The organism is Streptomyces sp. NPDC004838 (assembly GCF_053600955.1).
This window is the reverse complement of record NZ_JBSGAW010000015.1, coordinates 89,142-114,731: the sequence shown is the minus strand read 5'-3', so window position 1 is coordinate 114,731 and position 25,590 is coordinate 89,142. Positions and strand designations below refer to the sequence as shown.

Sequence of the window (25,590 nt, the reverse complement as noted above, 5' to 3'; positions counted from 1 at the left end):
GCCGCGAAGCCCCCTCCGCCTGCCGGGGTCTTCCGGCCGCCTGCTGTGATCGTGCCGCCCGTCGCGCCCGGTCGCGCCGCGCCGTTCACGGAGCCGGCCTGACGCCCCGGTCCGGACGGTCGACGCCCCGGTCCGGCGGCGGCCGCACACCGCCGTCCGTCAGCCGCCCGTCAGCCGCGCGGCCGCGGCCGAGACGGCACGCGCCCTGCCGCGCCGGCCGCCGCCGCCGACGCGGTTCTGGCCGCCGTTCGGGCGATGTTGCGGGCCATACCGCCGAACACCACGGCGTGGAAGGGCGACACGCTCCACCAGTACGCGTGCCCGAGCAGTCCCCGTGGATGGAACACCGCCCGCTGCCGATACCGGGTGCTCCCGTCCGGGGCCCGCTCGGCGCGCATCTCCAGCCAGGCGAGACCCGGCAGCCGCATATCGGCGCGCAGCCGCAGCAGCCGGCCCGGCTGGATCTCCTCCACGCGCCAGAAGTCCAGCGAATCCCCGGTCCGCAGCCGCGCCGCGTCCCGGCGGCCACGGCGCAGCCCCACTCCGCCGATCAGGCGGTCCAGCCAGCCGCGTACCGCCCAGGCGAGCGGGAAGGAGTACCAGCCGTTGTCGCCGCCGATGCCCTCGATGACCTGCCACAGGGCCTCCGGCGGGGCGTCCACGGTCCGCTCGCGCCGGTCGGTGTAGAGGCTGCCGCCCGCCCAGTCGGGGTCGGTGGGCAGCGGGTCGCTGGGGGCGCCCGGCGTGGAGGCCGACGACCAGCGGGTGGTGACGTCCGCGTCCCGGACGCGGCGGAGCGCGAACGTCAGCGCGGTGTCGAAGGACAGCGGATGTCCGGGCGGATCGGCGACGTACTCCTTGATGTCGTGCTCACGGCAGACGACTTCATAGCGCAGGGACTCGGCGAGAGGCCGTGCGATCGCGCGCGGTACGGGGGTCACCAGGCCGATCCAGTGACTCGACAGCCCCGGGGTCAGCATGGGCACCGGCAGGATCAGCCGGTGGGGGAGTCCCGCGACCTCCGCGTACCGCAGCATCATCTCCCGGTACGTCATGATGTCGGGTCCGCCGATGTCGAAGGCGCGGTTCACCTCGTCCGGCATGGCGGCACCGCCCACGAGATAGCGCAGCACATCGCGGACGGCGATGGGCTGGATACGCGTGCCGACCCAGCTGGGGGTGACCATGACCGGCAGCCGCTCGGTGAGATACCGCAGCATCTCGAACGACGCCGAACCGGAGCCGATGATGACCGCGGCGCGCAACACCGTCGTCGGCACACCCGACCGGAGCAGGATCTCGCCCACTTCGGCCCGCGAGCGCAGATGGGGCGACAGCTCCCGCTCCGGGACGCCCGTGGGGGTGAGGCCGCCCAGATACACGATGCGCCGCACACCGGCGGCACGGGCTTGCTCGCCGAAGGTCCGGGCGGCCTCGCGGTCGGTCTCCTCGAATCCGGGACCGCCGCCCATCGCGTGGACCAGGTAGTACGCCACATCGATGCCCCGCATCGCGGCGGCCACCGAGGGGGCGTCGGTCATATCGCCGCGCACCACCTCGGCCCGGCCCGCCCACGGGTGGTCCCGCAGGGCCTCGGGCGACCGGGCCGTACAGCGCACCCGATGCCCGGCCTTGAGCAGTTCGGGCACCAGCCGGCCCCCGATGTACCCCGTCGCACCGGTCACCAGACAGTGCGACGCCGACTCGGCGCCCTCACGCATCGGGGCCTCCCGTTCTCCTCGTGGGGCCGATGGTTCCACTGTCTCGCGGTGCTCGCGCTTTCGCGCTTTCGCGCTTTCGCGCGTTCCGCATCCGCTGCCGCGAGTGCGCCCCACCGGCCGTACGAGAAGAAGGGGAGGCCCCGGCCCCGCGGCCCGCCCCGCAGGGCGACCCCGAGCCATGACCGGAGCCGTACCCCTGCCGGAGTCGGGGAACGCGCCCCGCCGCCCGGAGGAAGCCCCCCTCAGACGGCGGATCGCAGGGGCGACGCCGCCCGCGGCGTCAGCTCTCCTCCAGTACGGACAGGATATTCCCCGCGGGGTCGGCGAACCACGCGATGAGCGGGCCGCCGCCCCTGAAGATGCCGTTCTCATCGGTCTCGATGCCGTCGTAGCGCAGGAACTCCACGCCCCGGTCGGCCAGTTGGCCGACCGCCTGCTCGATGTCGGCCACGGGGAAGTTGAGGATGGTGTACGTGGCCGGGGTGTGGTCGGGCTTCGGGTACACCAGGGTGTCCCGGTCGCCCGCCAGATGCAGCGTCAGCGTCCCGTTCTCCTCGGACACCCGCAGGCCGAGTGTCCCGCCGTAGAACGCCTTCGCGGCGGCGATGTCGTCCACCGCGAAGCCGCTGAATGCCTTGGTCGTGCCGAACATGTCGTCGCTCGCCTCGCTTCTCGCTCGGTGCTGCCGTCACTGCCGTTACTGCCGTTACTGCCGATCCCTCCTGATTCTTCTCCACTGGTGACCGGACGGCCTGCGGAAACTCATCGCCCGCCGGGACGGCCGCGCGCACCGTCCGTCTCATGGGTCGCATGGATCCGTGAACTAAGTGTTGTACGCATCTAGATGTGAGGCTATGGTCCTCGCAATCGCGCACCGGGCCCGGCGCCGCGCAGCCGCAGAACCTCCCTCAACGGATTCAAGGAGCTGTGCCCATGTGCAACGACCCCAACACTCCGCCGCCGTCACCCCAGGTCACGCGCCGCGGCATCATGGCGGGCGCCGCCGCGCTCGCCGGAGCGGCGGCGCTCACCGGGGCCGCGACGGGCACGGCCGCCGCCGACGACGGCGAGCGCAGGGGTTCGGGTTCCTCACGTCACGGCTCCTCGCGTCCGCCGCGCGGCGGGACGCTGATCGTCGAGGGCGGCACCCTGCTCGACCCCCTGACGGGACGTGTCACCGAGGACGCGGTGGTCGTCATCGAGGACGGCACCGTACGCGTCGCCGGCACCCGCACCGCGACCCGTAAGGACGTCGCCGCCGTACGGAAGGAGGCCAAGGTCGTCCAGGCGTACGGGCGCTGGATCCTCCCCGGACTGGTGGACACCCATATCCACCTCGGCAACACGACCGACGCGCACCGGGCGCTCCGCTCCGGCGCGACGAGCATCCGCAGCGGAACCACCCCCTTCTACCAGGACCTGGCGCTGCGCGAACTCGCCCGCTGGACCCCGCAGCGCGTCCCGAGGATCCGCGCGGCGGGCGTATTCGTCACCCCGAAGCTCGGCGAAACGATCCTCGCCGACCCCGATCTCGCCCCGCTCGCCCTCCTCAAGGACGGCGTCCGCACCCCCGAGGCGCTGCGCCGCGTGGTCGAGGTCAATCTCTCCCGCGGGGTCGACGTCATCAAGACCCGCGTCAACGAGCGCGCGGGCTCGCCCACCGAGAACCCCCTCACCCAGGTGTACGACCGCGAACAGCTCTCCGCGACCGTCGCCGCCGCGCGGCGCGGCGGCGCGACCGTGCTCTGTCACAGCTACAGCGAGAAGGGCATCCACGACGCCGTGACGGCGGGCGTCACCAGCATCGAACACGGGGTGTATCTCAGCGAGCGGACCATGGGCGAGATGGCGAGACGCGGCACGTACTTCACGCCCACCCTCGCCGCCATGGCGAGTCTGGCCGCCGACCCGGACCCCGTTCTCGCCGAGCGCGGACGCGTCTTCCTGCCCATCGCCCAGCGGGCCGTGCGCAGGGCGAGCGAACTGGGCGTACGGGTCGCCGCCGGAACCGACTCCTCCAGCGGCGCGGTCGACCCCATCGGCCGCGAGGTCGAGCTGATGCGCGAGGCGGGCCTCTCCGCCCTCGACGCCATCCGCACGGCGACCACGAACGCCGCCCGGCTGATCGGTCTGGAACGTACCGCGGGGCGGCTGAGCCGCGGCTTCCGGGGAGACGTGGTCCTGGTCGACGGTGACCCGCTGCGCGATGTGTCCGTACTCAAGTCCCCGAGCACGGTGATCGGTTACGGCTTCACGGTCGACGCCTGACGCTCGCCCGAGGGCCCGGTCCCGTCGGCTCCCGGCCGCCGGAACCGGGCCCGTCCTCCGCCTCCGCGTTGTCCGGGGACTCCGGCCGTCACCCGGCCGGAAGGCCGCCGTCGGCACCGATCAGCTCGACCCGCAGGGTGGGCATCAACTGGTCCACCAGCCAGGCGATCTCATCGGACCGCTCCAGGTTCTGCCAGGTGGCGGTCGCGACGATCACACTCCGGATGCCGGGCACGGACACGGCGTATCGGACGGACCCGCTGGCCTCCCGCCAGAGCCCCAGCATCTGTTTGGTCCGCACCAGCGTACGGACGCGTACGGCGGACCCCGCGGGCAGATCGGGATACGTCACGTCGGTCCCCTTGTTCGGGTCCGCGCCCGCCCACTCCAGCAGCAGCTCTCCCATCTGCTCGCGTCCGGGCCGGGGCCCGTTCTCGTCCCGGTACGAGTCGATCACCAGCTCGGTGAGAGCCTCACCCGTCTCCGCGTAGCACACCGCCACCATGACCGGCTCGTCGGCGTTGAGGTCGACGGACCGCGCGACGATGTCCTCGAAGAGCGCTTTCGGTTTGATCGTCATCGTGCGCGCGCCGGCCTGTTTCACGATCCGCGCGGCCAGCGCCTCCGCCTCGGCCCGCGTTCCCGTGTCCAGCGTCAAATCGAGCCACCCCGGACCGAGTTCGACGCTGCACGCGAACTCCTCGGTTTCCAGGGGGTTGCCCTTGTCCTGTGCGGTCATCCCTCGTTCCTACCAGAGAGCGCGGCCCGCCGTACCGTCATCCGGATCACCGCCCGAGAGGTTGGCGCGCATGTCGTGACGGGTGTGGCGGGTTTAGGAGGGTTCGCCTCCACCGGGTGGGACGCCCCGCACCGAGGGCCTCTCGCGGCGGGCCTCGGCAACCGTCGCGCCGCACTGGTTGGCACATGAGTTCGCGCCAGCGGCGCGGGGGCCGACGGGCCGTTCGCCGCGGCCGTCCACCGGCCGCCCCAGCGCCCTCCGACCGGACGGCGACCGTCCCTCGCCCGCGGCCCGCGCGGGGAGCGGCCGGTCGGTTCCGCGCCCTTGTCTCGGTGCCCGTCCGCGTCCCCGTCCGCGTCCCCGTCCCCGTCCGCGTCCCCGTCCGCCGCAGCCGTCTGGCCCTCGGTCGCCCCCGGTCGGTTTCCGATGCGTTTCCCCGGCGGGGCATGGCATGCTCGTCGGCGGGCGCGGCTCCCGGCCGCCCGGCGGCGAAAGCGTGTCGAGGACGGCGAGTGACCGGAAGGCGCGCGCTGGAGCGCCCCGTGGGGGTCCCCCCGGACGGAGTCCGGGGGAGAACCGAGCCGAAAAAGGGGGAAACCCGGTGTATCCCGTACTCAGCGACCGCGCCCTCAACCGCGCCACCCTCGCCCGTCAGCTCCTGCTGCGGCGCGTGCCGAGGTCCGGGATGTCCGTCAAGGGCGCCGTCGAGCATCTCGCCGGGCTCCAGGCCCAGAACGTCAAGCCGCCCTACTACGCCCTCGCGGCCCGGCTGGCGGCCTTCGACCCCGAGGAGCTGTCCACGCTGATGGCCTCCCGCGAGGTCGCCCGGCTGGTGACCCTGCGCTCCACCGTCCACACCCACTCCGCCGACGACTGTCTCACCCTGCGTCCGCTCGCGCAGACGGGCGGGCCCGACCGTGAGTTGAGGATGTTCCAGGCCAGGGGAGGTCTGGCCGGGGTCGACATGGACCGGCTCCGTCGGCTCACGCGCGAGCTGGTCGAGGAGGAGCCGAGGACGATGAGGCAGCTCCGCGAGGCACTGCTGCTCCACTGGCCGGACGCCGATCCGTCCTCGCTCTCCGTCGCCGCCCGCTGCGTGCTGCCGATGGTGCAGATCACACCGCGCGGGCTGTGGGGGAGGAGCGGCCAGGTGCGGCTGACGACCGCCGAGCAGTGGTTCGGACGCGGCCCCGAGCCGGCCGCCTCGGCCGACGAGGCCGTACGGCGCTATCTGACGGCCTTCGGGCCCGCGTCCGTCAGGGACATGCAGACCTGGTCGGGGCTGACCCGGATGCGGGACGCCTTCGAACGGCTGCGGCCCCGGCTGGCCGTCTTCCGCGACGAGAAGGGCGTGGAACTCTTCGACCTTCCGGACGCGCCCCGGCCGGACGAGGACACCCCCGCTCCGCCGCGTCTCCTGCCCGAGTACGACAATCTCCTGCTCTCGCACGCCGACCGCCGCCGCTTCCGGGGCCTCAAGGACTACAGCGGCCTCACCCGGCGGGGGAACCAGCCCTACAGCGTCCTCCTCGTCGACGGCCTCCTCGCGGGAATCTGGCGGCTCACCGAGGCGGGGGACGCCGCGACCCTGACCGTGCAGAGTTTCGTCCGGCTCACCCGCGCCCAGCGCGACGCGGTCGCCGCGGAGGCGGAGCTCACGCTCACCGCCCTCTCCGCGGCGACCGCGTACGACATCCGGCTCGGCACCGTCGCGGAGTGACCGGCTCACCTTCGGCACGGTCGCGGAGTGACCGTGCCGAACCGCCGTGGAGCGACGGCCCACGGGCCGAGGACGGCCCCACGGCCGTGGCGACGGCGGCCCACCAGCCGGGCAGGCACCGCGGCCAGGGGCTTCCGTTCGGATCACGCGAGGATCACGCGAGCCCCGCAGGATCCGAACGACGAGAGGCCCTACAGGCCCACGTCCCGGCTCCGATGGTCGTCGAACGTCTCCCTGCGCATCAGCAGCCGCGATCTTCCCGACGCCACCGCCACCACCGGCGGCCTGCCCGTCATGTTGTAGCCCGACGCCATGGACACGTGGTACGCGCCCGAGGCCGGCACCGCCAGGACGTCACCGGGGCGTACGTCCTCCGGCAGCTCGGCCGACTCCGCGAGGACGTCGCCCGCCTCGCAGTGCCGTCCCACCACCGTCGTCGCGCGCATCGGCGCGTCCGACGACCGCCCGACCATCCGCACGGTGTAACGGGCCCCGTACAGGGCGGGCCGCGGATTGTCGCTCATACCGCCGTCGACGGCCACGAACACCCGGCCGCCCGTACGCTTCACCGCCAGGACCCGGTAGAGCGCGATCCCGGCCGGGGCCATGATCGAGCGGCCGGGCTCCAGGGTGATCCGGGGCAGCGGATAGTCGAACTCGGCGCAGCGGCGCACCAGTTCGTCATGGATGCGGCGGCCGTACGCGGCGGGCGCGGGCGCCGGGTCGCCGGGCAGATACGAGACGGCGAAGCCGCCGCCGAGGTCGAGTTCCGGCAGGGTGATCCCGTAGCGGTCCCGGATTCTGGCCATGAACGCGACGACGCGCCGGACCGCGCGCGCGTACGGCTCCGGGGACGCGATCTGGGAGCCCAGATGGCTGTGCAGCCCGATGAGTTCGAGGCGCGGCTGGCCGAGGATTCGGGCCACGGCTTCCTCCGCGTCCCCCTCGGCGATGGAGAGGCCGAACTTCTGTCCCTCCGCGCCGGTGCGGATCTTCTGGTGCGCGCCCGCCTCGATGCCCGGCAGCACGCGCACCATCACCTGCTGGGCCTCCGGGCCCGGCACCTGCGCGGCGAGCCGGGCGATCTCGCACGCCGAGTCGATGACGATACGGCCGACGCCGATCCGCAGCGCGGTCCGCAGATCCTGCGGCGACTTGGCGTTGCCGTGCATCACGATCCGCTCCGCGGGGAAGCCCCGCGTGGCCGCGAGCTCCAGTTCGCCCGCCGAGCAGACGTCGAGACCGAGGCCCTCGCCCTCCATCCAGTCGACGACGGCACGGCACAGAAACGCCTTGGCCGCGTAGACGATGTCGGCGTCCGGCAGGGCCCGTCGCCAGGCCCGTGCCCGCGAGCGGACCTCCTCCTCGTCCAGGACATAGGCGGGAGTGCCGTACCGCTCGGCGATCTCCATGAGCGGGACGCCGCCCACGGCGACGTCCCCGCCGGGCGCCAGGACGGCGGACGCGGGCCACACCGAAGGCGTTGCGAGTTCGGGTATCGACACAGGGACCGGAACCGCTGGTACCGCCGTCATCCGTGCACCTCCATGAGTATCGGGAGCGGACGTCGTACGCGAAGAGCCGACGTCAGTCGAGAAAGGCGTGGACCGCGGTGACCGCCGACCAGACGAAGGCGGCGGCCCCGGTCACCCGGAGTACCCCCATGGCTTCCGGATCCCATCCGGAGCGGCGGGCGCACGGCTGTACGGGCGGCGCGGTGTGTTCGCGGCGCACGGGTCGCGCCGGCCGCGCGGGACGGCCGGACACCGGGTCCCCTTGCGGCGCGAGGGCGGGGGCGGTGAGCTGAGGGTCCACCGTCAGCGTCGTCACCCCGAGCGGTTCGGCGAGCGTACGCAGGGCGGGCGCGGCGAGCCTGATCCACCGCTGGTCCTCGCCGAGGACGGCGGCGAGCCGCTCCCTGCTGGTGAATCCCACCGCGGTGCGTACGCCGAGCGGTGTGCGCATGAAGCGCAGTTGACGTCCTCCGGCGGAGCCGAGCCGAACCGGCACGTACAGCGGCCCCGCCGGGCGGAGTTCGTCGGGGTCCGCGGTGTCCGCGTCCTCACGGGTGAGTGTGCTCATGGTGTCCTCCGCCGGTGGTCGGGCAGTTCCCCGGGCGCTGTCGCCCGAGGTGGCGCGGGCGCTGCCGCCCGGCACTCGAAGCTATGCCCGCACGGCGGCCGGAAGGCCGGTTCATGACGCGCCGCTGATCGTGAGGGGGCGGTATTTGACGCACTCCTAGCGGATCCGGTCCGCCGGGCCCGGCGAAACTCCCGGCTGGTCGAACGCTTGTGCGATCACATGGGGAGGCGGAAGTGGACAGGGGCACAGCTGCTGTGGCGGGGCCGGTTCAGTCCCCGCGCCCGGTGGCCGCGACCGTCACGCCGAGCCCGATCATCGCGAATCCGCCCGCCCCGCCGACCATCGACAGCCGCCGGTCCGAGCGCGCGAACCAGCTGCGGGCCGCCGCCGCGCCGAGTCCCCACAGCGTGTCCGTGACCAGACCGATCCCGATCGGAACCAGCCCCAGCAGCAGCATCTGCGCGGGCAGATTGCCCGCCGAGTGATCCACGAACTGCGGCAGCACCGCCGCGAAGAACACGATCCCCTTGGGGTTGGTCACCCCGACCACGATCCCGTCCACCACCGTGCGCACATCCCCTCGCGCGGGCTGGGCGGAGGTCTCGTCCACGGCGGCGACCCTCATGTCCTTGCGGTGCCGGAACGCCTGCACCCCGAGATAGACCAGATACGCCGCGCCCGCGAGCTTCACCGTCACGAACACCGTGACGGACCGCTCCACGAGCGAGCCGACCCCGAGCGCGACGGCCACCACCAGCAGATACGAGCCGAAGACATTGCCGAACGCGGTGGCGATGGCGGTACGCCGCCCGTGCGCCAGCGCCCGCCCGATGACGAAGAGCACGCTGGGGCCGGGGATCACGATCACGAGCAGCGACATCGCGGTGAACGCGAGAAGACGGTCGGCGGATATCATCCGGCCATTACACCCCCGGTACCGACGGCCGATCCAGTGCCGTGACCGCGGATTTTCACCGCCGGACCCCTCCGGCCGCTCCTTCCGCCCACAGCCCGTGCCCCGGTGCCGCACGCGCGTCGGCGCGACACCCGTGCGATACGGCGACGGCCGGGCGGCCGAAACACCGAGATCGCCGCCTGCCGGGAGCAGGGGGACGGGAGCGGCCGGGAGAGCCGGACCGTACGCGGGAACCGGTCACGGCGGCCGGGCAGCGGCCCGCCCCGACCGGGCGCGATCCGCGCGCCGCCCAGCGGACAGAGCCGATACGGCTGACAGAACCGATCCGGCTGACAGAACCGATACGGCGGACAAGACCGATCCGGCTGACAGAACCGATACGGCGCAAGCGCCATCGGCAGCCCTCACGGCAGCAGCCCCGCCCGCCGCGCCGCCACCACCGCCTCCAGCCGCGTATGCGCGCCCAGCTTCCGCATCGCGCCCCGCAGATACCCCTTGACCGTCTCGGGCCGCAGCCCCAGCCGCTTCGCCGCCGCCGCGTTGGTCGAGCCGGACGCCACACACGCCAGCACGTCCAGCTCCCTCGGGGCGAGCTTCACCGGCCCGGCGTCCGGCGCGGTCACCCCGCCCGCCGCGGCCAGCCGGTCGCACACGTCGAGCAGGGTCTCCCGCAGCGCCGGATCCGCGACCAGAGGGGCCAGCGAGCGCAGTTCGCCGTGGACCTCGCGGACCTCCTCCCACGCGCCGTGACCCGCCACCGGCTCCCGTACGAGCGCCAGCAACTCCCGTGCCTCGTCGCGGACGACGAGCGCCTGTTCCACATCGCGCGCCGCCGCGACCGCCGCGTCGAACATCCGGTCGCCGAGGGGGACCGCGTGCCGCAGCGCGCCGTACAGGACCCCCCGCACCTGGCGGCGTACGACGACGGGGACCGCGACCACCGAGCGTAGCCCCTCCGCCGAGACCGGCCCGTCGTACTCATGGCTGATGTGCCGCGCCTCCGGATAGTCGGTCACCGCGCACGGGCGGGAGAGCGCGATGGACTTTCCGCCCAGGCCGTTCCCCGTGTTGATCCCGAGCCCGTGCAGCGCCTTCGTCTGCGCCCCGCTGACCTGGCCGATCCTCAGTCGCTGCGTGTCGTGCAACAGCCCTCCGAACACGACCGGCAGCCCGGTCGCACGGCGCAGCCGCAGCAGCGCGGCATGCATCTCCACCGCCTCGGCCGGATCGGACATCGCGCCTGCTTTCTCTTCCCCCACCCCCGATCGGGGGTGGTGAGACGTACGTCACTGATTACACGATGCTACTGAGTGCTGTGGCAATGAGGAGGGCACATGTCGGCAAGCGGCGCGACGGAGGAGTTCCGGGCGGCCCGGGACTTCCTGCTGCGACACCGGGAGGACTACCGGGGTGCGTACGACGGCTTCACCTGGCCCAGACCCGAGAACTTCAACTGGGCGCTGGACTGGTTCGACCGGATCGCGGAGGACAACGACCGCGTCGCGCTCCACATCGTCGACGAGGACGGCACGGAGACCCGGCTCTCGTTCGCCGAACTGTCCGCCCGCTCCGACCGGGTCGCGAACTGGCTGCGCGAGCGGGGCGTAAGGGCCGGGGACCGCATGGTCGTGATGCTCGGCAACCAGCACGAACTGTGGGAGACCGCCCTCGCCGCGATGAAACTCCGCGCCGTCGTCGTCCCCGCGACCCCCCTGCTGGGCCCGCACGATCTGCGGGACCGCGTCGAACGCGGCCGGGCGGCCCATGTCCTCGTACGGTCCGAGGACGCCCCCAAGTTCGCCGAGGTGCCCGGGGATTACACGCGCATCGCCGTCGGCGACCGGGTGGAGGGCTGGATTCCGTACGCGGACTCCCACCGCGCCGACGCGGACTTCGCGCCCGACGGCATCACCCGATCCGACGACCCGCTGATGCTGTACTTCACCTCCGGCACCACCTCCCGACCCAAACTCGTCGAGCACACCCATGCGTCCTACCCCATCGGTCATCTCGCCACGATGTACTGGATCGGGCTCAAACCCGGCGACGTGCATCTGAACATCTCCTCGCCGGGCTGGGCGAAACACGCCTGGTCCAACCTCTTCGCGCCGTGGAACGCCGAGGCGACCGTCTTCGTCCACAACTACAGCCGTTTCGACGCGGCCCGGCTGATGGCGGAGATGGAGCGGGCACGGGTAACGAGCTTCTGTGCCCCGCCGACGGTGTGGCGGATGCTGATCCAGGCGGACATCACCGCGCTGCGCACCCCGCCGCGCGAGGTCGTCGCCGCCGGTGAGCCGCTGAACCCCGAGGTCATCGAGACCGTGCGCCGCGAGTGGGGCGTCACCATCCGGGACGGCTTCGGCCAGACCGAGACCGCGGTGCAGGTCGCCAACAGCCCCGGCCAGCTCCTCAAGGCCGGTTCCATGGGCCGGCCCAGCCCCGGCTACCGCGTGGAACTGCTCGACCCCGTCACCGGTGAGCCCGGCGTGGCCGAGGGCATGATCTCCCTCGATCTGTCGGCACGTCCCGTCGGGCTGATGACCGGCTACCACGGAGATCCGGAGCTCACGGCCGAGTCCATGGCGGGCGGCTACTACCGCACCGGGGACATCGGCTCGCGCGACGCCGACGGATACATCACCTACATCGGACGCTCCGACGACGTCTTCAAGGCGTCCGACTACAAGATCTCGCCGTTCGAGCTGGAGAGCGCGCTCCTGGAGCACGACGCGGTCGCGGAAGCGGCCGTCGTGCCCGCGCCCGACCCGCTGCGAGGCGCCGTCCCGAAGGCGTACATCGTCCTCGCGGAGGGCTGGGAACCGGGACCGGACACCGCGAAGATCCTCTTCGCGCACTCGCGCTCGGTCCTCTCCCCGTACAAGCGCGTCCGGCGGCTGGAGTTCGCCGAACTCCCCAAGACCGTATCCGGCAAGATCCGCCGGATCGAACTGAGGCGGCTCTCGGCCGAAGGGCCGGCCACCGCCGACTACGACGAGGGGGACCTCAGATGACCACCGTCACCACGGAGACGCTGTCGTACGAGCACGGCACCGGGGCGACCGCGCTGCTCGGCGACACGATCGGCCGGAACCTCGACCGGGCGATCGCCGCCTACCCCGACCGTGAGGCACTCGTCGACGTTCCCACGGGCGCGCGCTGGACGTACGCCGAGTTCGGCGCGGCCGTCGACCGGCTGGCGCGCGGATTCATGGGCATCGGCGTCGCCAAGGGGGACCGCGTCGGCATCTGGGCGGTCAACTGCGCCGAGTGGGTGCTCGTCCAGTACGCCACCGCCCGCATCGGCGCGATCATGGTCAACATCAACCCCTCCTACCGCGCTCAGGAGTTGCGGTACGTCCTCGGCCAGGCCGGGGTCTCGGTGCTGTGCGCCTCCCGGCGGCACAAGTCCAGCGACTACCGCGCCCTGATCGAGGAGGTCCGGCCCGACTGCCCGCAACTGACCTCCGTCCACTACATCGAGGACGGTTCCTGGGACACCCTGCTGAACGCGGCCGACGCCGTCACCCCGGCCCAGCTCGCCGCCCGCGAGGCGCAGTTGTCCTGTGACGACTCGATCAACATCCAGTACACCTCCGGCACCACCGGCTTCCCCAAGGGCGCGACCCTCTCCCACCACAACATCCTCAACAACGGCTACATGGTCGGGGAGATGATCGACTACACCGAGCGGGACCGGATATGCCTGCCCGTGCCCTTCTACCACTGCTTCGGCATGGTGATGGGCAATCTCGCGGCCACCTCGCACGGCGCCTGCATGGTCATACCGGCCCGCTCCTTCGACCCGGAGGCCACCCTCCGCGCCGTCGCCGACGAACGCTGCACCTCCCTGTACGGCGTCCCCACGATGTTCATCGCCGAACTGAACCTGCCCGACTTCGCCTCGTACGACCTCACCTCGCTCCGCACCGGCATCATGGCGGGCTCGCCCTGCCCGGTGGAGGTCATGAAGCGGGTCGTCGCCGAGATGCACATGGAGGAGGTGTCGATCTGCTACGGCATGACCGAGACCTCACCGGTCTCCACCCAGACCCGCGCCGACGACGACCTGGAGCGGCGCACCGGCACGGTCGGCCGGGCGCTCCCGCACATAGAGATCAAGATCACCGACCCCGTCACCGGGGTGACCCTGCCGCGCGGCGAGGCCGGGGAGCTGTGCACCCGCGGCTACAGCGTGATGCTCGGCTACTGGGCCGAACCGGAGCGGACCGCCGAGGCCGTCGACTCGGGCCGCTGGATGCACACCGGCGATCTGGCCGTCATGCGCCCCGACGGCTATGTGCGGATAGTCGGCCGGATCAAGGACATGGTCATCAGAGGCGGCGAGAACGTCTATCCGCGCGAGATCGAGGAGTTCCTGTACGGCCACCCGAAGATCGCGGACGTCCAGGTGGTGGGGGTCCCGGACGAGAAGTACGGCGAGCAGATCCTCGCCTGCGTGATTCCGCGCGATCCGGCCGATCCGCCGACGCTGGACGACATCACCGCCTTCTGCCGCGAACAGCTCGCCCACTACAAGATCCCGCGCAGGCTGGAGGTCCTCGACGCCTTCCCGATGACGGTCAGCGGCAAGGTGCGGAAGGTCGAGCTGCGGGAGCGCTACAGCGCATGACCGGAGCGGTGCGGTCGGGCCCGGCCAGGTGCGGTCCGGCCCGAGCCGCTCCGCTCCGGTCATGTCCCGCCCTGCCCTGTCCTGTCCTGTGTTGTCCGCATTACGGTCGCGGCAGCTCCCTGCGCATGGACACCCTCGGCCAGCGGTCCAGGCCGTGCTCCTTCTCCATACGCCTGATCTCCCGCAGCCCCTCGGTGAGTTCGGCCTCGCCGAGGACGCGGAAGCCGAGGCGTGTGTAGTACGGCGCGTTCCACGGGACCTCGGAGAACGTCGTCAGAGTGAGCGCCCCGAGGCCGTCCGCCGCGGCGCGCGAGGCCACATGGTCGATCAGGCCGCTGCCCAGCCCCCGGCGGGCGGCGGCAGGATGGACCGAGACCTGCTCGATATGGGCGGCGCCGTCGATCTCGTCGTGGATCAGATACGCGACCGGGCGGTCGTCGTCCCCGGCCGCCACCCATGCCCGGCCGGCCCGGCGGTAGTGCTCCAGCAGGTCGAGCGCCGGGGGTTCGTCGTCGGCGATCTCTCCCATGCCGAGAGCCCGGAACGGCTCACCGGCCGCCCGTTCGATGTCCTGGAGGAGGGGCAGCTCGGCGGCTTCCGCCGGTCGTACACGCATACGCATACGTGAAGTATCGCGGACCCCGGCACACTGTCACGGACCGGCGCCCGCGGCGACGAGTTCGTCGGCTGCGCCGTTCAGCGGCTGCGGACTTCCCGTGAGGTCCATGACGAACAGCGGAACCCCCAGTTCGTCCGCGCGGGAGCGCGCGTCGTCGGTGTACCCCGCGAGCGAGAAGAAGACGGTGGACGCCGCCCCGCTCAGCCCGTTGAGCCAGAGGCACTCCACATCGCGCGGGGTGGCGGTCCGGGTCGAGGGCTCGACCTGGGCGATCAGTCCGGGACCGTACAGATCGACGGAGGAGGAGAGCCGGGTGGATGGCTCGGCCTCGGGCGGATGGACCTCCTGCTGGACCACATCGCGGAACCCCAGCCAGGTCAGATACAGCTCCGCCGCCGTCACGGCGTCGCGGACGGTGCGGATGGTGATGGGGCGGAAGGCGGGGCGCGGGTTCGTCGCCGTACGCGGCAGCGGGATGTGCGACGCGCGGGCCGGGATCCCGGCGGGCGGCAGGTCCTTGGGCGACACCCCGGCCCGTGGCGTGCCCGGCGGGGTGAGCGGGCGGTCGTCCGTCGAGGAGGGGACGGCGGCGCCCGCCGGGCGCACCGGAATGCGCAGCAGCGCGCCGCACGGGCAGCCCAGTTCGGGCTGCGGCCAGTGGCCTTCGCGGGCGCAGTGCCCGCAGCGGACCGTCACCCAGTCGTCGTTCCAGGTCCGCCGCAGGATCCGCTCCGGCGGGGCGCCGCGCACCAGCGGAGGAGCCAGCGGCTCGCCGCACTCGCAGGGAAAGACCGGGGACGCGTACAGATGCTCGCGCAGACAGGACGGACAGCGCACCGGCACCGCGTCGGCCATCGCAGTGCCCCTTCCCGTCGCCCCGGCTCGCTTCTGCTGCCGTCGTCCCATGGTCCACCACCGGCCGGTGGTTGGGGAGAGCATTCGGACAATCCTCTCAGCGGATTCTCCGACATCGACGTGGCCGGCGCGTCGGAGCCCATGACGCCGGGCCGTCGGCCACGTGTGCAGCCCCGACCGACGGGCCGGACCGTACGCCACCGAGTCTGCCCCCGCACCTCTGCCGATCGCCGCGGGGAGTCTGTCGAGGGGGAGTCCGTTAGGGTCGTGTCGGGTGGCCGGGGCGCAGCGACGCGGAGGGACCGCCGGATGTCCGAGCCGTCTCTCCCTGAGCCGTCTCTCTCCGAGCCGGAGGGAACGGGCCGGAACACGGTGGGCCGGGCGTTTCGCGCCCTGCCGGGAGCATGTGTTCCGACGTGTCCTCTCGGCCGGATGGCTGAGAGAACGCGCGGGTCGGATCCGATGACATGGGGGCACGGTGCGGTTGAGAGTCGAGTTCACGACCGAGCCCTTCGACCTCGAGGAAGCGCCCGCCCACGCGGTGGTCGCCCGTGAGGTGATCACGGCGGCCGAGCTGGACGCCGTGGACATCGGACCGTTCGGCAACACGGCCGAGGGCGGCGCGGACGCCGTGCTCGGAGCCGTCGACGCGATGGTGCGCCGCTCGCTGGAGGCCGGAGCCACACGGATCTCCCTCCAGATCAATGTGGTCACAGGGAACACTTCATCCGGGGAGGGGCGGCCGTGACCCCGTCCGAGGCGACTCCGCCGGAGACGGCGGAGCATCCGCTGGCCCGTGCCGTCAGACCGCTGCTCGACGCGATGGGCGCCGAGATGGTCGGCCCCGCGCAGGCGGAGGCGGACGATGTGGTCCTCGCCTGGGAGGGCGAGGACGTTCTCGCCGTACGGCTGCCGCCGCTCTCCGAGTCCCTCGACCGCATCCTGGCCGCCCTGGAACGCAGCCACGGCATGCCGCTGGCCGCGCTGGACCGCAGGGCGAAGCAGCTGGTCGTGCGGAATCTGGAGGCGCGCGGCGCGTTCTCGGTACGGCATGGGGTGGAGACCGTCGCCGAGGCGCTGGGGGTCAGCCGCTTCACCGTCTACAACTACCTGAACAGGGAGAACGCGTCCAAGGACGACTGAGTCCGGTACGGCGGACCTCCCTGCCTCGCCTTGTCGCCTTGTCGCGTTGTGCCCGTGCCCGTCCTGGTACCCGTACGCGTGCATGCCCGGCCCTCCGGACGGCGGCCGACGCCGATTCTTCAACAAAGTGTTGACGTGTTGTCGTCGAACGCGTTAGCTGTGCGCAGCCGTTCGACGCACAGCGAAACAGCCGCGGAGGTCCCCGTGACGTCGAGACCACAGCGCCTTCCGGGAGGGACGCCCGAGTCCTCCGGAGGGCTCGGGCGGTTCAACGCCACACCGGAGACCGACGCGCTCATCGCGCTGCACGAGGTGTGCGCCAGCGCGGCCTGGGGCAGGGGAGTGCTCGCCCACCGCCCGTACGCCACGGCCGAGGCCGTTCTCGCCGCGAGTGACGCCGCCCTGGCGCGGCTGACGGACGCGGAGCTGACCGAGGCGATGGCGGGACACCCGCCGATCGGCCGGCCCGGCCTCGGCGACCCGGTCTCCTCCCGCGAACAGAGCGGGATGACCCGCGCCCCCGACGCTCTCAAGGAAGAGATGCGGGAACTGAACCTGGCCTACCAGGACCGGTTCGGCCATGTCTTCCTGATCTGCGCCACCGGCCTGACGGGCGATGAGCTGCGCGACGCGCTCAAGGCCCGGCTCGGCAACACGCCGCGGCGGGAGCGGGAGACCGCCCGCACCGAACTGGGCAGGATCAACCGCATCCGGCTGACCCGTCTCCTGGACGGCCCGTACCCGCAGCGGAACAAGTAGCGGAACAGGCAGAGGAACAGAGCGTATGAGCAGGGAAACCACCGCTTCGGTGTCCACCCACATCCTGGACACCGCCACCGGACGCCCCGCCGTCGGCGTCACCGTTCTGCTGTCGGCCCGAACCGGAACCGGCGCACCCTGGACGGCGCTCGGCAGCTCCGCGACGGACGAGGACGGACGCTGCCGGGATCTTCCGGCGCTGCCGGCCGCTGCCACGCGCGTACGCCTGGAGTTCGGGACCGAGGCGTACTTCCTGACCGGGCGGGCCGAGGCGCGGCAGGACGCCCCCGAGGTGGGGGACGGCGCGGCGGCCGGAGTGTTCTTCCCCGAGGTGGCGGTCGCCTTCGCCGTCGTGCCGGGCGAGCACTACCACGTACCCCTGCTGCTCGGTCCGTTCGGCTACACCGTCTACCGAGGGAGCTGATAGTCCCCATGACCGCGACTTCCCGACCCGCCGCCCGCCCGGTGACGCTGGGACAGAACCAGTACGGCAAGGCCGAGAACCGCGTCGTCAGAATCACGCGGGACGGCGACGTCCACCACATCAAGGACCTCAACGTCTCCGTCGCGCTGAGCGGCGACATGGCGGACGTCCACCTCAGCGGCTCCAACACCAACGTCCTGCCGACCGACACCACCAAGAACACGGTGTACGCGTTCGCCAAGGAGCACGGAATCGAGTCCGCCGAACAGTTCGGCATCCGTCTGGCGCGCCACTTCGTCACCTCTCAGGAGCCGATCCACCGGGCCCGGATCCGTATCGAGGAGTACGCCTGGGAGCGCATCGCGCCCTCGGGCGGCGGCCCCCGGTCCCAGGGCGCGGACGGCCCCCGGTCCCGTGGCGCGGCGGAGGGAGGGCACTCGTTCGTGCGCGAGGGGCGGGAGACCCGCGTCAGCCAGATCACCTACGACGGCGCGAGCTGGCAGGTCGTCTCCGGGCTCAAGGACCTCACGGTGCTGAACTCGACGGACTCCGAGTTCCGGGGGTACGTCAAGGACCCGTACACCACGCTCGCCGAAGCCCACGACCGGGTCCTCGCCACCGATGTGTCCGCGCGGTGGCGCTACCGCTGGACCTCGGACGACGATCCCGCGCCCGCGTGGGACCTCGTGTACGAGGAGGCGCGGAAGCACATACTCCAGGCGTTCGCCGAGACGTACTCCCTCTCGCTCCAGCAGACCCTGTACGAGATGGGGGCGCGGGTCATCGAGCACCGAGCCGAGATCGACGAGATCCGGTTCTCGCTGCCGAACAACCATCACTTCCTGGTGGACCTGGAACCGTTCGGCCTCCGGAACGACAACGAGGTCTACTTCGCCGCCGACCGCCCCTACGGCCTGATCGAGGCGACCGTGCTGCGGGACGGCGCCGAGCAGGCGATCCCGGTCGACCTGACCTATCCGTGACCGCGCCGAGTGTCCACCCCGCCGTACGGGCCGCGGTACGAAACCGGGCAACCGCGGCCGCACTCCAGCAGAGACAAGGACCCCCATGGCCGTTTCGCGCACCGTCATCGAGAACTGCGCCATCGCGACCGTGGACGCCGATGACACCGAATACGCCCGCGGGCATCTCGTCGTCGCCGGCAACCGGATCGAGTCGGTGGGCGCGGGCGACGCCCCACAGGGACTGGAGAACGTGGTCCGCAGGATCGACGGCGCGGGCCACCTCGCCACCCCCGGCCTCGTCAACACCCACCACCACTTCTACCAGTGGATCACCAGGGGCCTCGCCACGGACCACAACCTCTTCGACTGGCTCGTCGCGCTCTACCCCACCTGGGCCCGTATCGACGAGCCGATGGTCCGCGCGGCCGCGCAGGGTTCCCTCGCCATGATGGCCCGCGGCGGAGTCACCACCGCGATGGACCACCACTACGTGTATCCCCGGAACTCGGGCGACCTCTCCGGCGCGATCATCGGCGCGGCGGGCGACTTGGGCGTCCGCCTCACCCTCGCGCGGGGTTCCATGGACCGGGGGGAGTCGGACGGGGGCCTGCCACCGGACTTCGCCGTCGAATCCCTCGACGCCGCCCTGGCCGCCACCGAGGAGACCATCGACAGACACCACGACGCCTCGTTCGACGCGATGACCCAGATCGCGGTCGCCCCCTGCTCCCCCTTCTCCGTATCGACCGAACTGCTCCGCCAGGGTGCGGAACTGGCGCGGCGCAAGGGCGTACGCCTGCACACGCACGGCTCGGAGACCATGGAGGAGGAGCGATTCTGCAAGGAACTGTTCGGCGTCGGCCCGACCGACTACTTCGACTCCACCGGCTGGCTCGGCGACGACGTCTGGATGGCCCACTGCGTCCATATGAACGACTCCGACATCGCCGCCTTCGCCCGCACCGGAACGGGCGTCGCACACTGCCCGTCCTCCAACGCCCGGCTCGCGGCGGGCATAGCCCGCGTCCCCGACATGCTGGCGGCAGGCGTCCCCGTCGGCCTCGGCGTCGACGGCACGGCCTCCAACGAGTCCGGCGAACTCCACACCGAACTGCGCAACGCCCTGCTCGTCAACCGCCTCGGGACCCACCGCGAGGCAGCCCTGACCACCCGTCAGGCCCTGCGTCTCGGCACCTACGGCGGCGCGCGGATACTCGGCCGTGCGGCGCAGATCGGTTCGCTGGAGGCGGGCAAGCTCGCCGACCTGGTGCTCTGGAGGCTGGACACGCTCGCCCACGCCTCCATCGCCGACCCGGTCGCCGCTCTGGTCCTCGGCGCGCCCGCCCCGGTGACGCTCTCCCTCGTCGGCGGGAAGGCCGTGGTCGAGGACGGCCGCCTCACCACGGTGGACGAAGACGCCGTCGCCCGTGCCACGCGGGAGCAGGCCCGGCGTCTCGCACGGATCGCGGGGCGCGGCTGAGCGGCGGTCGCGAACACGGCGTCAGCGCGGGGTGGTAGGCGTACGGGAGCGTGGTTCCCACGCGAACGCGGTTCGAGCGCCCAGCTCATCGCACACGCGGCGATGAGCACCCGTACCTTCGCCCGGCGCTTCCGCGAGGGGTTCGGTCGCCGGCGCTTCCGCGAGGAGATCGGTCCGAGCCCCGGCCGCTGGCCGGCCCAGCAGCGGCTGCGGCGGGCGCGGCACCTGCTGGAGTCCGGCGACCTGCCGGTGGAACGGGTCGCCCACGAGGCCGGCTTCGCCACCGCCACCGCCACCACCTCGCTGCGGAGGCACCTGGCGGCGGAGGCGGGGGTCGACCCGTCGGCGTCCCGGCGCACATTCCGTGCATCGGGTTCGACCGCGGGCGGCGTCGGGGAAGCGTCACGATCCGCCGGCCGAGGGCACGATCCGCCGACTGAGAGATCGTGCACTCAAGCGCACGCGGCGACATCACCCGCGGGCCGACGATCCGACGCACAGACAGCCGAAGCGCCCGTCGGACCCGGAGTCAGAACCCGGGCTGTGCCGCGTGCATCCTCACTGTCAGACCCTCGTGCCATGCTCTGGAACATGGATCTTGACCGGATTTTCGCGGAACTGGACGGCGTGCGCTGGGCCGGACTGGAGCACGCCTACGGTGACGCGGAGGACATTCCCGACATGCTGCGGGGGCTCGCGGGCGACGGTGAGCAGTCGTCCGAAGCCCTCGACGAACTGTGGGGCAGCGTCATCCACCAGGGCACGGTGTACGGCGCGACCGTGGAGGCCGTGCCGTTCCTGGCGCGGCTGGCCGCCGCCGGAGTCCGTACCGGTGATCTGCTGGTCCTGCTCGGAGCGATCGCCGAGAGCACCGACGAGTTCCGGCTGCCGCTGCCGGGCGCCTGCCGGGCCGCCGTCGCGGCCCAACTCCCCCTGATCCTGCCGCTCTCCGAGGCCGAGGACCCGGCGGTGCGCCGCGCCGCGGTATGGGCCGCGGGGCGCACCGAGCACACCTCGACCCTGCCCGCGCTGCGGCGGCGCTGGGCCGAGGAACGGGAGCCCGGCGTGCGGGCCGAACTGCTCGCCGCCCTCGCGCACACCGACCCCGTCGGCACGGCGGCGACGGCCACGGCGTCGCTCGCCGACGACGAGCCGGCCGAACTGCGCATCGTCGCCGTGATGGCCTGTCTGGACGCCGGGCTGCCCTGGTCCTCCGCCCACCGCGACACCGTGCTCTCTCTCCTCCCCGCCGATCCGGTGGTCTCCGGCCGCTTCGACCAGTACCGGACCGAGCCGCTGCGCCACATCGTCCAAGAACTGCTGTACCGCGACACGGCGGACGACCGCGCCGGTGCGTACGAGCTGATCGAGGCCGCGCTCCGCCTCACCGATCCCGACGCCCGCGGCGAGGCGCTGTGGGCGGCCGAGCACGCCTGTCTGATCTCCCGTGGCGCGCCCCCGAGGCTGGCCCCGGCGCTGCTCTCGCTGCTCAACGATCCCTCCTTCACCCATACCGCTTCGCTGCTGCCGGTCCTCGACAAGCTCGGCGGCCACGCCGCGCCGGGCGCGCCCGCGCTGGCCGCTCTCGCGGCCGCCGGGGGCGAACTGGCCGACCGGGCGCTCGAAGTCCTCGCCCGGCTGGACCCGGAGCAGGCGGCCCCGCTGCTCGCCCGCGACCTCGGCGACCGATCCCGTACGCTCGCGGCGATCTCCGGCATACCGGGCCTCCGCACCCCGGCCCCGGTTCCCTACGCGCCGGAGCTGCTCAACGCGATCCGGATCCAGCTGACCGCCATCGCCGGAGCCGAGCGCCTTGAGGGCGCCGAACCGGGGCGGCTGACCGGGCTGCTGGCGAGCTGGGGCCCCCGCGCGTCGGCCGCGCTGCCCGAGCTGACCGCTCTGTTCCACCGGTCCCCGTCCCGTTACGCACGGGCGCTCGCGGCGGTCTGCCCGCCGGAGCACCGCGACCGGACGGCCGCTCTGCTGCGGCGGGCCGCCGACTCGGGGTCCGCCGAGGACCGCTACGCGGCGGCCGAAGCCCTGCGCGCGCTGACCGGCGAGACCGGCCCGCTGGTGAGCGCGCTCAAGGAGGCGCTGGGGGACGAGGTGCGCTCCGGAATCCCGAGTACGGCCGGGTCACTCGGCGCGGAGGGCGCCGTCCTGGTCCCGTATCTGCGCTCGGCTCTGACGCCCCTGGGCGTCAACCGGACCGAACCCGTCATGAAGACCGATGCCGAGATCGCCCTCGCCCTGTGGCGGCTGACGGGCGAGGCGGACGAGACGCTGACGGTGCTCGGCGGAGTCATGGCCGAGGCGGCGGACGGCATGTGGATGCGATGGGCCGTCCGCAGCAGCGCCCGCGCCGCCGCCGAACTCGGCCCGGCGGCCCGGCCGTTGGTCCCCGCGCTGGAGACCCTGCTGTCCAGACCCGAACATGCGCCGACGGCGATCCTGGCGCTGCACGCGATAGCCGACGCACCGAAGGGCGCGGCGGATATGCTCCTGACCGCCGCGGAACTGGACACCGACTCGTCGACCGCGCTGGAAGCCCTGCGGGCCATCGGCGTCGAGGGCCTGTCCGCCGATGAGACGGACCGGCTGAGAGCCCTGGCCGAACGGGATCTGCGGGTCGTGACCTCGGGAGCGGACCCGGAGATCATCCGGGCGGACGAGCGATTCCGGGCAGCGGCGAGAGAGCTGCTCGCGGGCTGACCGCTCCCGGTCCGGCACGAAGGGCGGTCGGCGGCCGTGCCGTGAACCGGCGGGGTCGTCGATCGGTGCGTACGAAGCTCTTGCCGTCGGGGCCAGATCCGGCCATATTGGTCTGGACCATTGCCCTCGCCCGCGGAGGCCCGATCGTGCAACGTCCCCCCACAACCGCCGCGTTGGTCTGCGCGGCCGTACTGCTCCTCGCCGCCTGTGGAGGTGAGGAGAAGGACACCGAACCCCCCACCACACCGTCCGGCGTGACCGCCCAGGCGGGCAGCGCCACTTCCGTCCACGTCATGTGGAAGCCCGCCACCGACGACACGTCCGTCGCCGGATACGAGGTGTTCCAGAAGGAGAAGAAGGTCAAGAGCCTGCCCGCCGACAAGACCATGGTCGACGTGGACGGGCTCAGCCCCCAAACCGCGTACACCTTCACCGTACGGGCCCGCGACGCCGCCGGGAATCTCTCGGAGCACAGCCCCGCGATCGCCGTCACCACTCCGGCCCCCACGCCGGACGACAAGAAGGCCCCCACCCGGCCGACCGGACTCCGTGGCAAGCTCGACGGAGGCAGTGCGGTCGTCCTCACCTGGGGGAGGTCCTCCGACGACACCGAGGTGACCTCCTACGACGTCTACCAGGAGGACTCCCGTATCCACAGTGTCTCCGGCACCGAGACGACCGCCCGCGTCACCGGGCTGCGTCCCGGAACCGTCTACACCTTCACCGTACGGGCCCGTGATGTCGCCGAGAACTCGTCCCCGGACAGCAACACGGTCGATCTGACGACCCCCGCCGCCGCGGGCAAGGGCCCCAGCACCGCCCCCACGGACCTCAGCGCCGCGGTCCGCAAGGGCAGCATCGACCTGACCTGGCTGCCGCCGCGCGCCGACGGACCGATCAAAACCCATGAGCTGTATCTCAACGGGAAGTTGGCGACCACCATCGTGTGGGGCGCCGAACCCCCGACGGGCAAGGCGAACTACACGATGACGGTCACCGATCCGCCCGGCACCCGTTACAGCGTCAAGCTTCGCGCCAAGCTCCCCGACGGCAAGTGGGGCGACTTCTCGGCGCAGCGGACGGTGGTCGTCCGCTGAGAGCCGTCCCGTCGTCCCCGGCGGACCGACGCACGATGTCGCACGCGGTGCGCCGCACGGCGGAAGACCGTCCGTCCTCGTGGGGCGCGTGTGCGGGCGATCCGGCGACGCGGCCTTGCGGCGGGACCGCCTCCCCTGGCCGCCGGGCCGAGGGGAGCGGGTGACCATCCCCGTGCGCCCGCCAGGATGACGGGACAGCCCCGAGAGCTGTGACCGGGGGCGTTCGTCGGCGGACCGCCTCCGGTCACAGCGCCGAAGCTCCTGTCTCCCGTGCCCCGCCGGGCGCGTGTGCCGGGCGGGAGCGGCCGGGTTCGCCTGCGCTGTCCCGATGGGCCACCGCCGGACCCGGCTGCCGCGGGGTCGTCGGTCTCAGCCGCGGCTCTTCCGCTGGCGGTAGCCGGTCACGGCGAGCGCCGCGCACGCGGCCAGTACCACGCCCGCGGCGCCGCCGACCCCGGCGAGCGCGATCGCGCGGGAACGGTTCTCGGTCGGGGCGGCGCCCTTGACCGGGCCGGACGCGCTCTTCTCCGCGGCGTCGCGGATCGTCCTGGCGACGACACCGGGGTGGGTCAGCATCGCCACATGGGAGGAGTCGACCTCGACCACACGCGATCGGGCACGCTTGGCCTCGAAGCGCTCCAGATCGGGCGCGATGGCCTTGTCCTTCTTGGCGACGACGGACCAGGACGGAATGTCCTTCCAGGCGGCGGCCGTGGCCTTCGTCTCGAACGCGGCGCTCGCGATGGGCCGTTGCTCCACCGCCATCAGCCGGGTCATGGACCGGGGCAGGTCGGCCGCGAACACGCTGTGGAACCTGTCGGTCTTGATGTAGAGGTCGGTGCCGCGGGTCGTCCCGTCGGTGAACGGCACGGAGGCGAGCGCGGGCTGCAGTTCGCTGCCCGAGAACTTCGCGGCCAGTGCGCCGAGGGTCTCGCCCTTGTCGGGCATGAAGGCCGAGACGTACACCAGGGCCTTGACGTTGGGGTTCCCTGCGGCGGCGGCGCTGATGACCGCGCCGCCGTAGGAGTGGCCCACCAGCACGATCGGGCCGTCGATGCTCTTGAGCACACTCGCCGTGTACGCGGCGTCGCCGGTGAGGCTGCGCAGCGGGTTGGCCGGTGCCATGACCTTGTAGCCGTCCATCATGAGCCGCTCGGCGACCCCGCTCCAGCTCGACGCGTCGGCGAACGCGCCGTGGACCAGCACCACCGTCGGCCTGGCCTTGCCGGCGGTGCCCGCACCTCCGGTGTTCCGATCGGCTATGGCGGGGTCGGCGGTTATGAGGGGGCCGGCGGTGAGCGCCGCGGTGCCGACCGCCAGCGCGAGTGCGCCGGCACGGGACACACGGCGACGGTTCGGGCGCCGGATGGGAGTGGACACGGTCATGGGTGTCTCTCGCTTCTGTGGGGGGAGGGGGTCGATCCTCAGCGTTTTCCGGCCGGACCCGTCACGCACCT

22 protein-coding genes and 1 pseudogene are annotated in these 25,590 nt (G+C 72.2%); 13 read left to right on the top strand and 10 right to left on the bottom strand.

All coding sequences use genetic code 11. The annotated features are described in order from the left end of the window. Positions 1-170: 170 nt before the first annotated feature. Both ACWEFL_RS18920 and ACWEFL_RS18915 read right to left on the bottom strand, forming a co-directional pair. Positions 171-1,721, bottom strand: coding sequence for an SDR family oxidoreductase (locus ACWEFL_RS18920; protein ID WP_451713671.1), 1,551 nt, complete (start codon positions 1,719-1,721; stop codon positions 171-173). Between the two features lie 280 nt (positions 1,722-2,001). Next, positions 2,002-2,373, bottom strand: coding sequence for a VOC family protein (locus tag ACWEFL_RS18915; protein ID WP_451713669.1), 372 nt, complete (start codon positions 2,371-2,373; stop codon positions 2,002-2,004). Between the two features lie 281 nt (positions 2,374-2,654). On the opposite strand from ACWEFL_RS18915, the gene ACWEFL_RS18910 reads away from it, so the two are divergent. Beyond that, positions 2,655-3,989, top strand: coding sequence for an amidohydrolase family protein (locus tag ACWEFL_RS18910; RefSeq protein ID WP_451713666.1), 1,335 nt, complete (start codon positions 2,655-2,657; stop codon positions 3,987-3,989). Positions 3,990-4,077: 88 nt separating this feature from the next. Here the strand turns inward: ACWEFL_RS18910 and ACWEFL_RS18905 are convergent, their stop codons facing one another. After that, positions 4,078-4,728, bottom strand: coding sequence for a hypothetical protein (locus tag ACWEFL_RS18905; RefSeq protein ID WP_451713663.1), 651 nt, complete (start codon positions 4,726-4,728; stop codon positions 4,078-4,080). Positions 4,729-5,329: 601 nt separating this feature from the next. Between ACWEFL_RS18905 and ACWEFL_RS18900 the strand changes: the two genes are divergently transcribed. Continuing rightward, positions 5,330-6,448, top strand: coding sequence for a winged helix DNA-binding domain-containing protein (locus tag ACWEFL_RS18900; protein WP_451713661.1), 1,119 nt, complete (start codon positions 5,330-5,332; stop codon positions 6,446-6,448). A 191-nt stretch (positions 6,449-6,639) separates the two neighbouring features. On the opposite strand, the gene lysA is transcribed toward ACWEFL_RS18900, so the two are convergent. From lysA to ACWEFL_RS18880, 4 genes are all read right to left on the bottom strand, one after another. Continuing rightward, positions 6,640-7,983: a diaminopimelate decarboxylase gene (lysA, locus tag ACWEFL_RS18895; RefSeq protein ID WP_451713658.1), complete on the bottom strand. Its 1,344-nt coding sequence runs from the start codon at positions 7,981-7,983 to the stop codon at positions 6,640-6,642. 52 nt (positions 7,984-8,035) lie between these two features. Continuing rightward, positions 8,036-8,530, bottom strand: coding sequence for an SAV_915 family protein (locus tag ACWEFL_RS18890; RefSeq protein WP_451713656.1), 495 nt, complete (start codon positions 8,528-8,530; stop codon positions 8,036-8,038). 268 nt (positions 8,531-8,798) lie between these two features. Beyond that, positions 8,799-9,446, bottom strand: coding sequence for a LysE family translocator (locus ACWEFL_RS18885; RefSeq protein WP_451713653.1), 648 nt, complete (start codon positions 9,444-9,446; stop codon positions 8,799-8,801). A gap of 404 nt (positions 9,447-9,850) precedes the next feature. Then, positions 9,851-10,681, bottom strand: coding sequence for a response regulator transcription factor (locus tag ACWEFL_RS18880; RefSeq protein WP_451713650.1), 831 nt, complete (start codon positions 10,679-10,681; stop codon positions 9,851-9,853). Positions 10,682-10,780: 99 nt separating this feature from the next. Here ACWEFL_RS18880 and ACWEFL_RS18875 point away from each other — a divergent pair, with 99 nt between their 5' ends. Together ACWEFL_RS18875 and ACWEFL_RS18870 are read left to right on the top strand one after the other, a co-directional pair. Beyond that, positions 10,781-12,460 (top strand): AMP-binding protein, encoded by a 1,680-nt coding sequence (locus tag ACWEFL_RS18875; protein WP_451713648.1) that lies wholly within the window; start codon positions 10,781-10,783, stop codon positions 12,458-12,460. After that, positions 12,457-14,079 carry an AMP-binding protein gene (locus ACWEFL_RS18870; protein ID WP_451713645.1) on the top strand — a complete coding sequence of 541 codons (1,623 nt, stop codon included), beginning with the start codon at positions 12,457-12,459 and terminating at the stop codon, positions 14,077-14,079. Before ACWEFL_RS18875 ends, ACWEFL_RS18870 begins: the two co-directional genes overlap by 4 nt. A 100-nt stretch (positions 14,080-14,179) precedes the next feature. On the opposite strand, the gene ACWEFL_RS18865 is transcribed toward ACWEFL_RS18870, so the two are convergent. Together ACWEFL_RS18865 and ACWEFL_RS18860 are read right to left on the bottom strand one after the other, a co-directional pair. Next, positions 14,180-14,695, bottom strand: a complete 516-nt coding sequence (locus ACWEFL_RS18865) for a GNAT family N-acetyltransferase (RefSeq protein WP_451713642.1) — start codon at positions 14,693-14,695, stop codon at positions 14,180-14,182. 36 nt (positions 14,696-14,731) lie between these two features. After that, entirely contained in the window at positions 14,732-15,553 is an 822-nt protein-coding gene (locus tag ACWEFL_RS18860) for a hypothetical protein (RefSeq protein WP_451713824.1), read from the bottom strand. A gap of 478 nt (positions 15,554-16,031) precedes the next feature. Here ACWEFL_RS18860 and ACWEFL_RS18855 point away from each other — a divergent pair, with 478 nt between their 5' ends. The 9 genes and pseudogenes from ACWEFL_RS18855 (at position 16,032) to ACWEFL_RS18815 (ending at position 24,133) form a co-directional block, all read left to right on the top strand. Further along, on the top strand, positions 16,032-16,301 hold the full coding sequence (locus ACWEFL_RS18855; protein ID WP_451713640.1) for a hypothetical protein: 270 nt from the start codon (positions 16,032-16,034) through the stop codon (positions 16,299-16,301). 74 nt (positions 16,302-16,375) lie between these two features. Further along, on the top strand, positions 16,376-16,696 hold the full coding sequence (locus tag ACWEFL_RS18850) for a helix-turn-helix domain-containing protein (protein ID WP_451713822.1): 321 nt from the start codon (positions 16,376-16,378) through the stop codon (positions 16,694-16,696). A gap of 204 nt (positions 16,697-16,900) precedes the next feature. Next, entirely contained in the window at positions 16,901-17,455 is a 555-nt protein-coding gene (uraD, locus tag ACWEFL_RS18845; RefSeq protein ID WP_451713637.1) for a 2-oxo-4-hydroxy-4-carboxy-5-ureidoimidazoline decarboxylase, read from the top strand. A 25-nt stretch (positions 17,456-17,480) separates the two neighbouring features. Continuing rightward, positions 17,481-17,879, top strand: a complete 399-nt coding sequence (uraH, locus tag ACWEFL_RS18840; protein ID WP_451713634.1) for a hydroxyisourate hydrolase — start codon at positions 17,481-17,483, stop codon at positions 17,877-17,879. Positions 17,880-17,887: 8 nt separating this feature from the next. After that, a complete protein-coding gene (gene pucL, locus ACWEFL_RS18835; protein WP_451713631.1) occupies positions 17,888-18,862 on the top strand; it encodes a factor-independent urate hydroxylase in 975 nt (324 codons plus the stop codon). Positions 18,863-18,947: 85 nt separating this feature from the next. Continuing rightward, positions 18,948-20,324 (top strand): 8-oxoguanine deaminase, encoded by a 1,377-nt coding sequence (locus tag ACWEFL_RS18830; RefSeq protein WP_451713628.1) that lies wholly within the window; start codon positions 18,948-18,950, stop codon positions 20,322-20,324. A gap of 81 nt (positions 20,325-20,405) precedes the next feature. Continuing rightward, positions 20,406-20,696, top strand: a pseudogene (locus ACWEFL_RS18825) (helix-turn-helix domain-containing protein); the annotation flags it as partial. Between the two features lie 207 nt (positions 20,697-20,903). Then, on the top strand, positions 20,904-23,036 hold the full coding sequence (locus tag ACWEFL_RS18820) for a HEAT repeat domain-containing protein (RefSeq protein ID WP_451713625.1): 2,133 nt from the start codon (positions 20,904-20,906) through the stop codon (positions 23,034-23,036). 146 nt (positions 23,037-23,182) lie between these two features. Further along, positions 23,183-24,133 (top strand): fibronectin type III domain-containing protein, encoded by a 951-nt coding sequence (locus tag ACWEFL_RS18815; RefSeq protein ID WP_451713623.1) that lies wholly within the window; start codon positions 23,183-23,185, stop codon positions 24,131-24,133. 369 nt (positions 24,134-24,502) lie between these two features. On the opposite strand, the gene ACWEFL_RS18810 is transcribed toward ACWEFL_RS18815, so the two are convergent. Further along, positions 24,503-25,477: an alpha/beta fold hydrolase gene (locus ACWEFL_RS18810; RefSeq protein WP_451713621.1), complete on the bottom strand. Its 975-nt coding sequence runs from the start codon at positions 25,475-25,477 to the stop codon at positions 24,503-24,505. Positions 25,478-25,590: the final 113 nt, after the last annotated feature.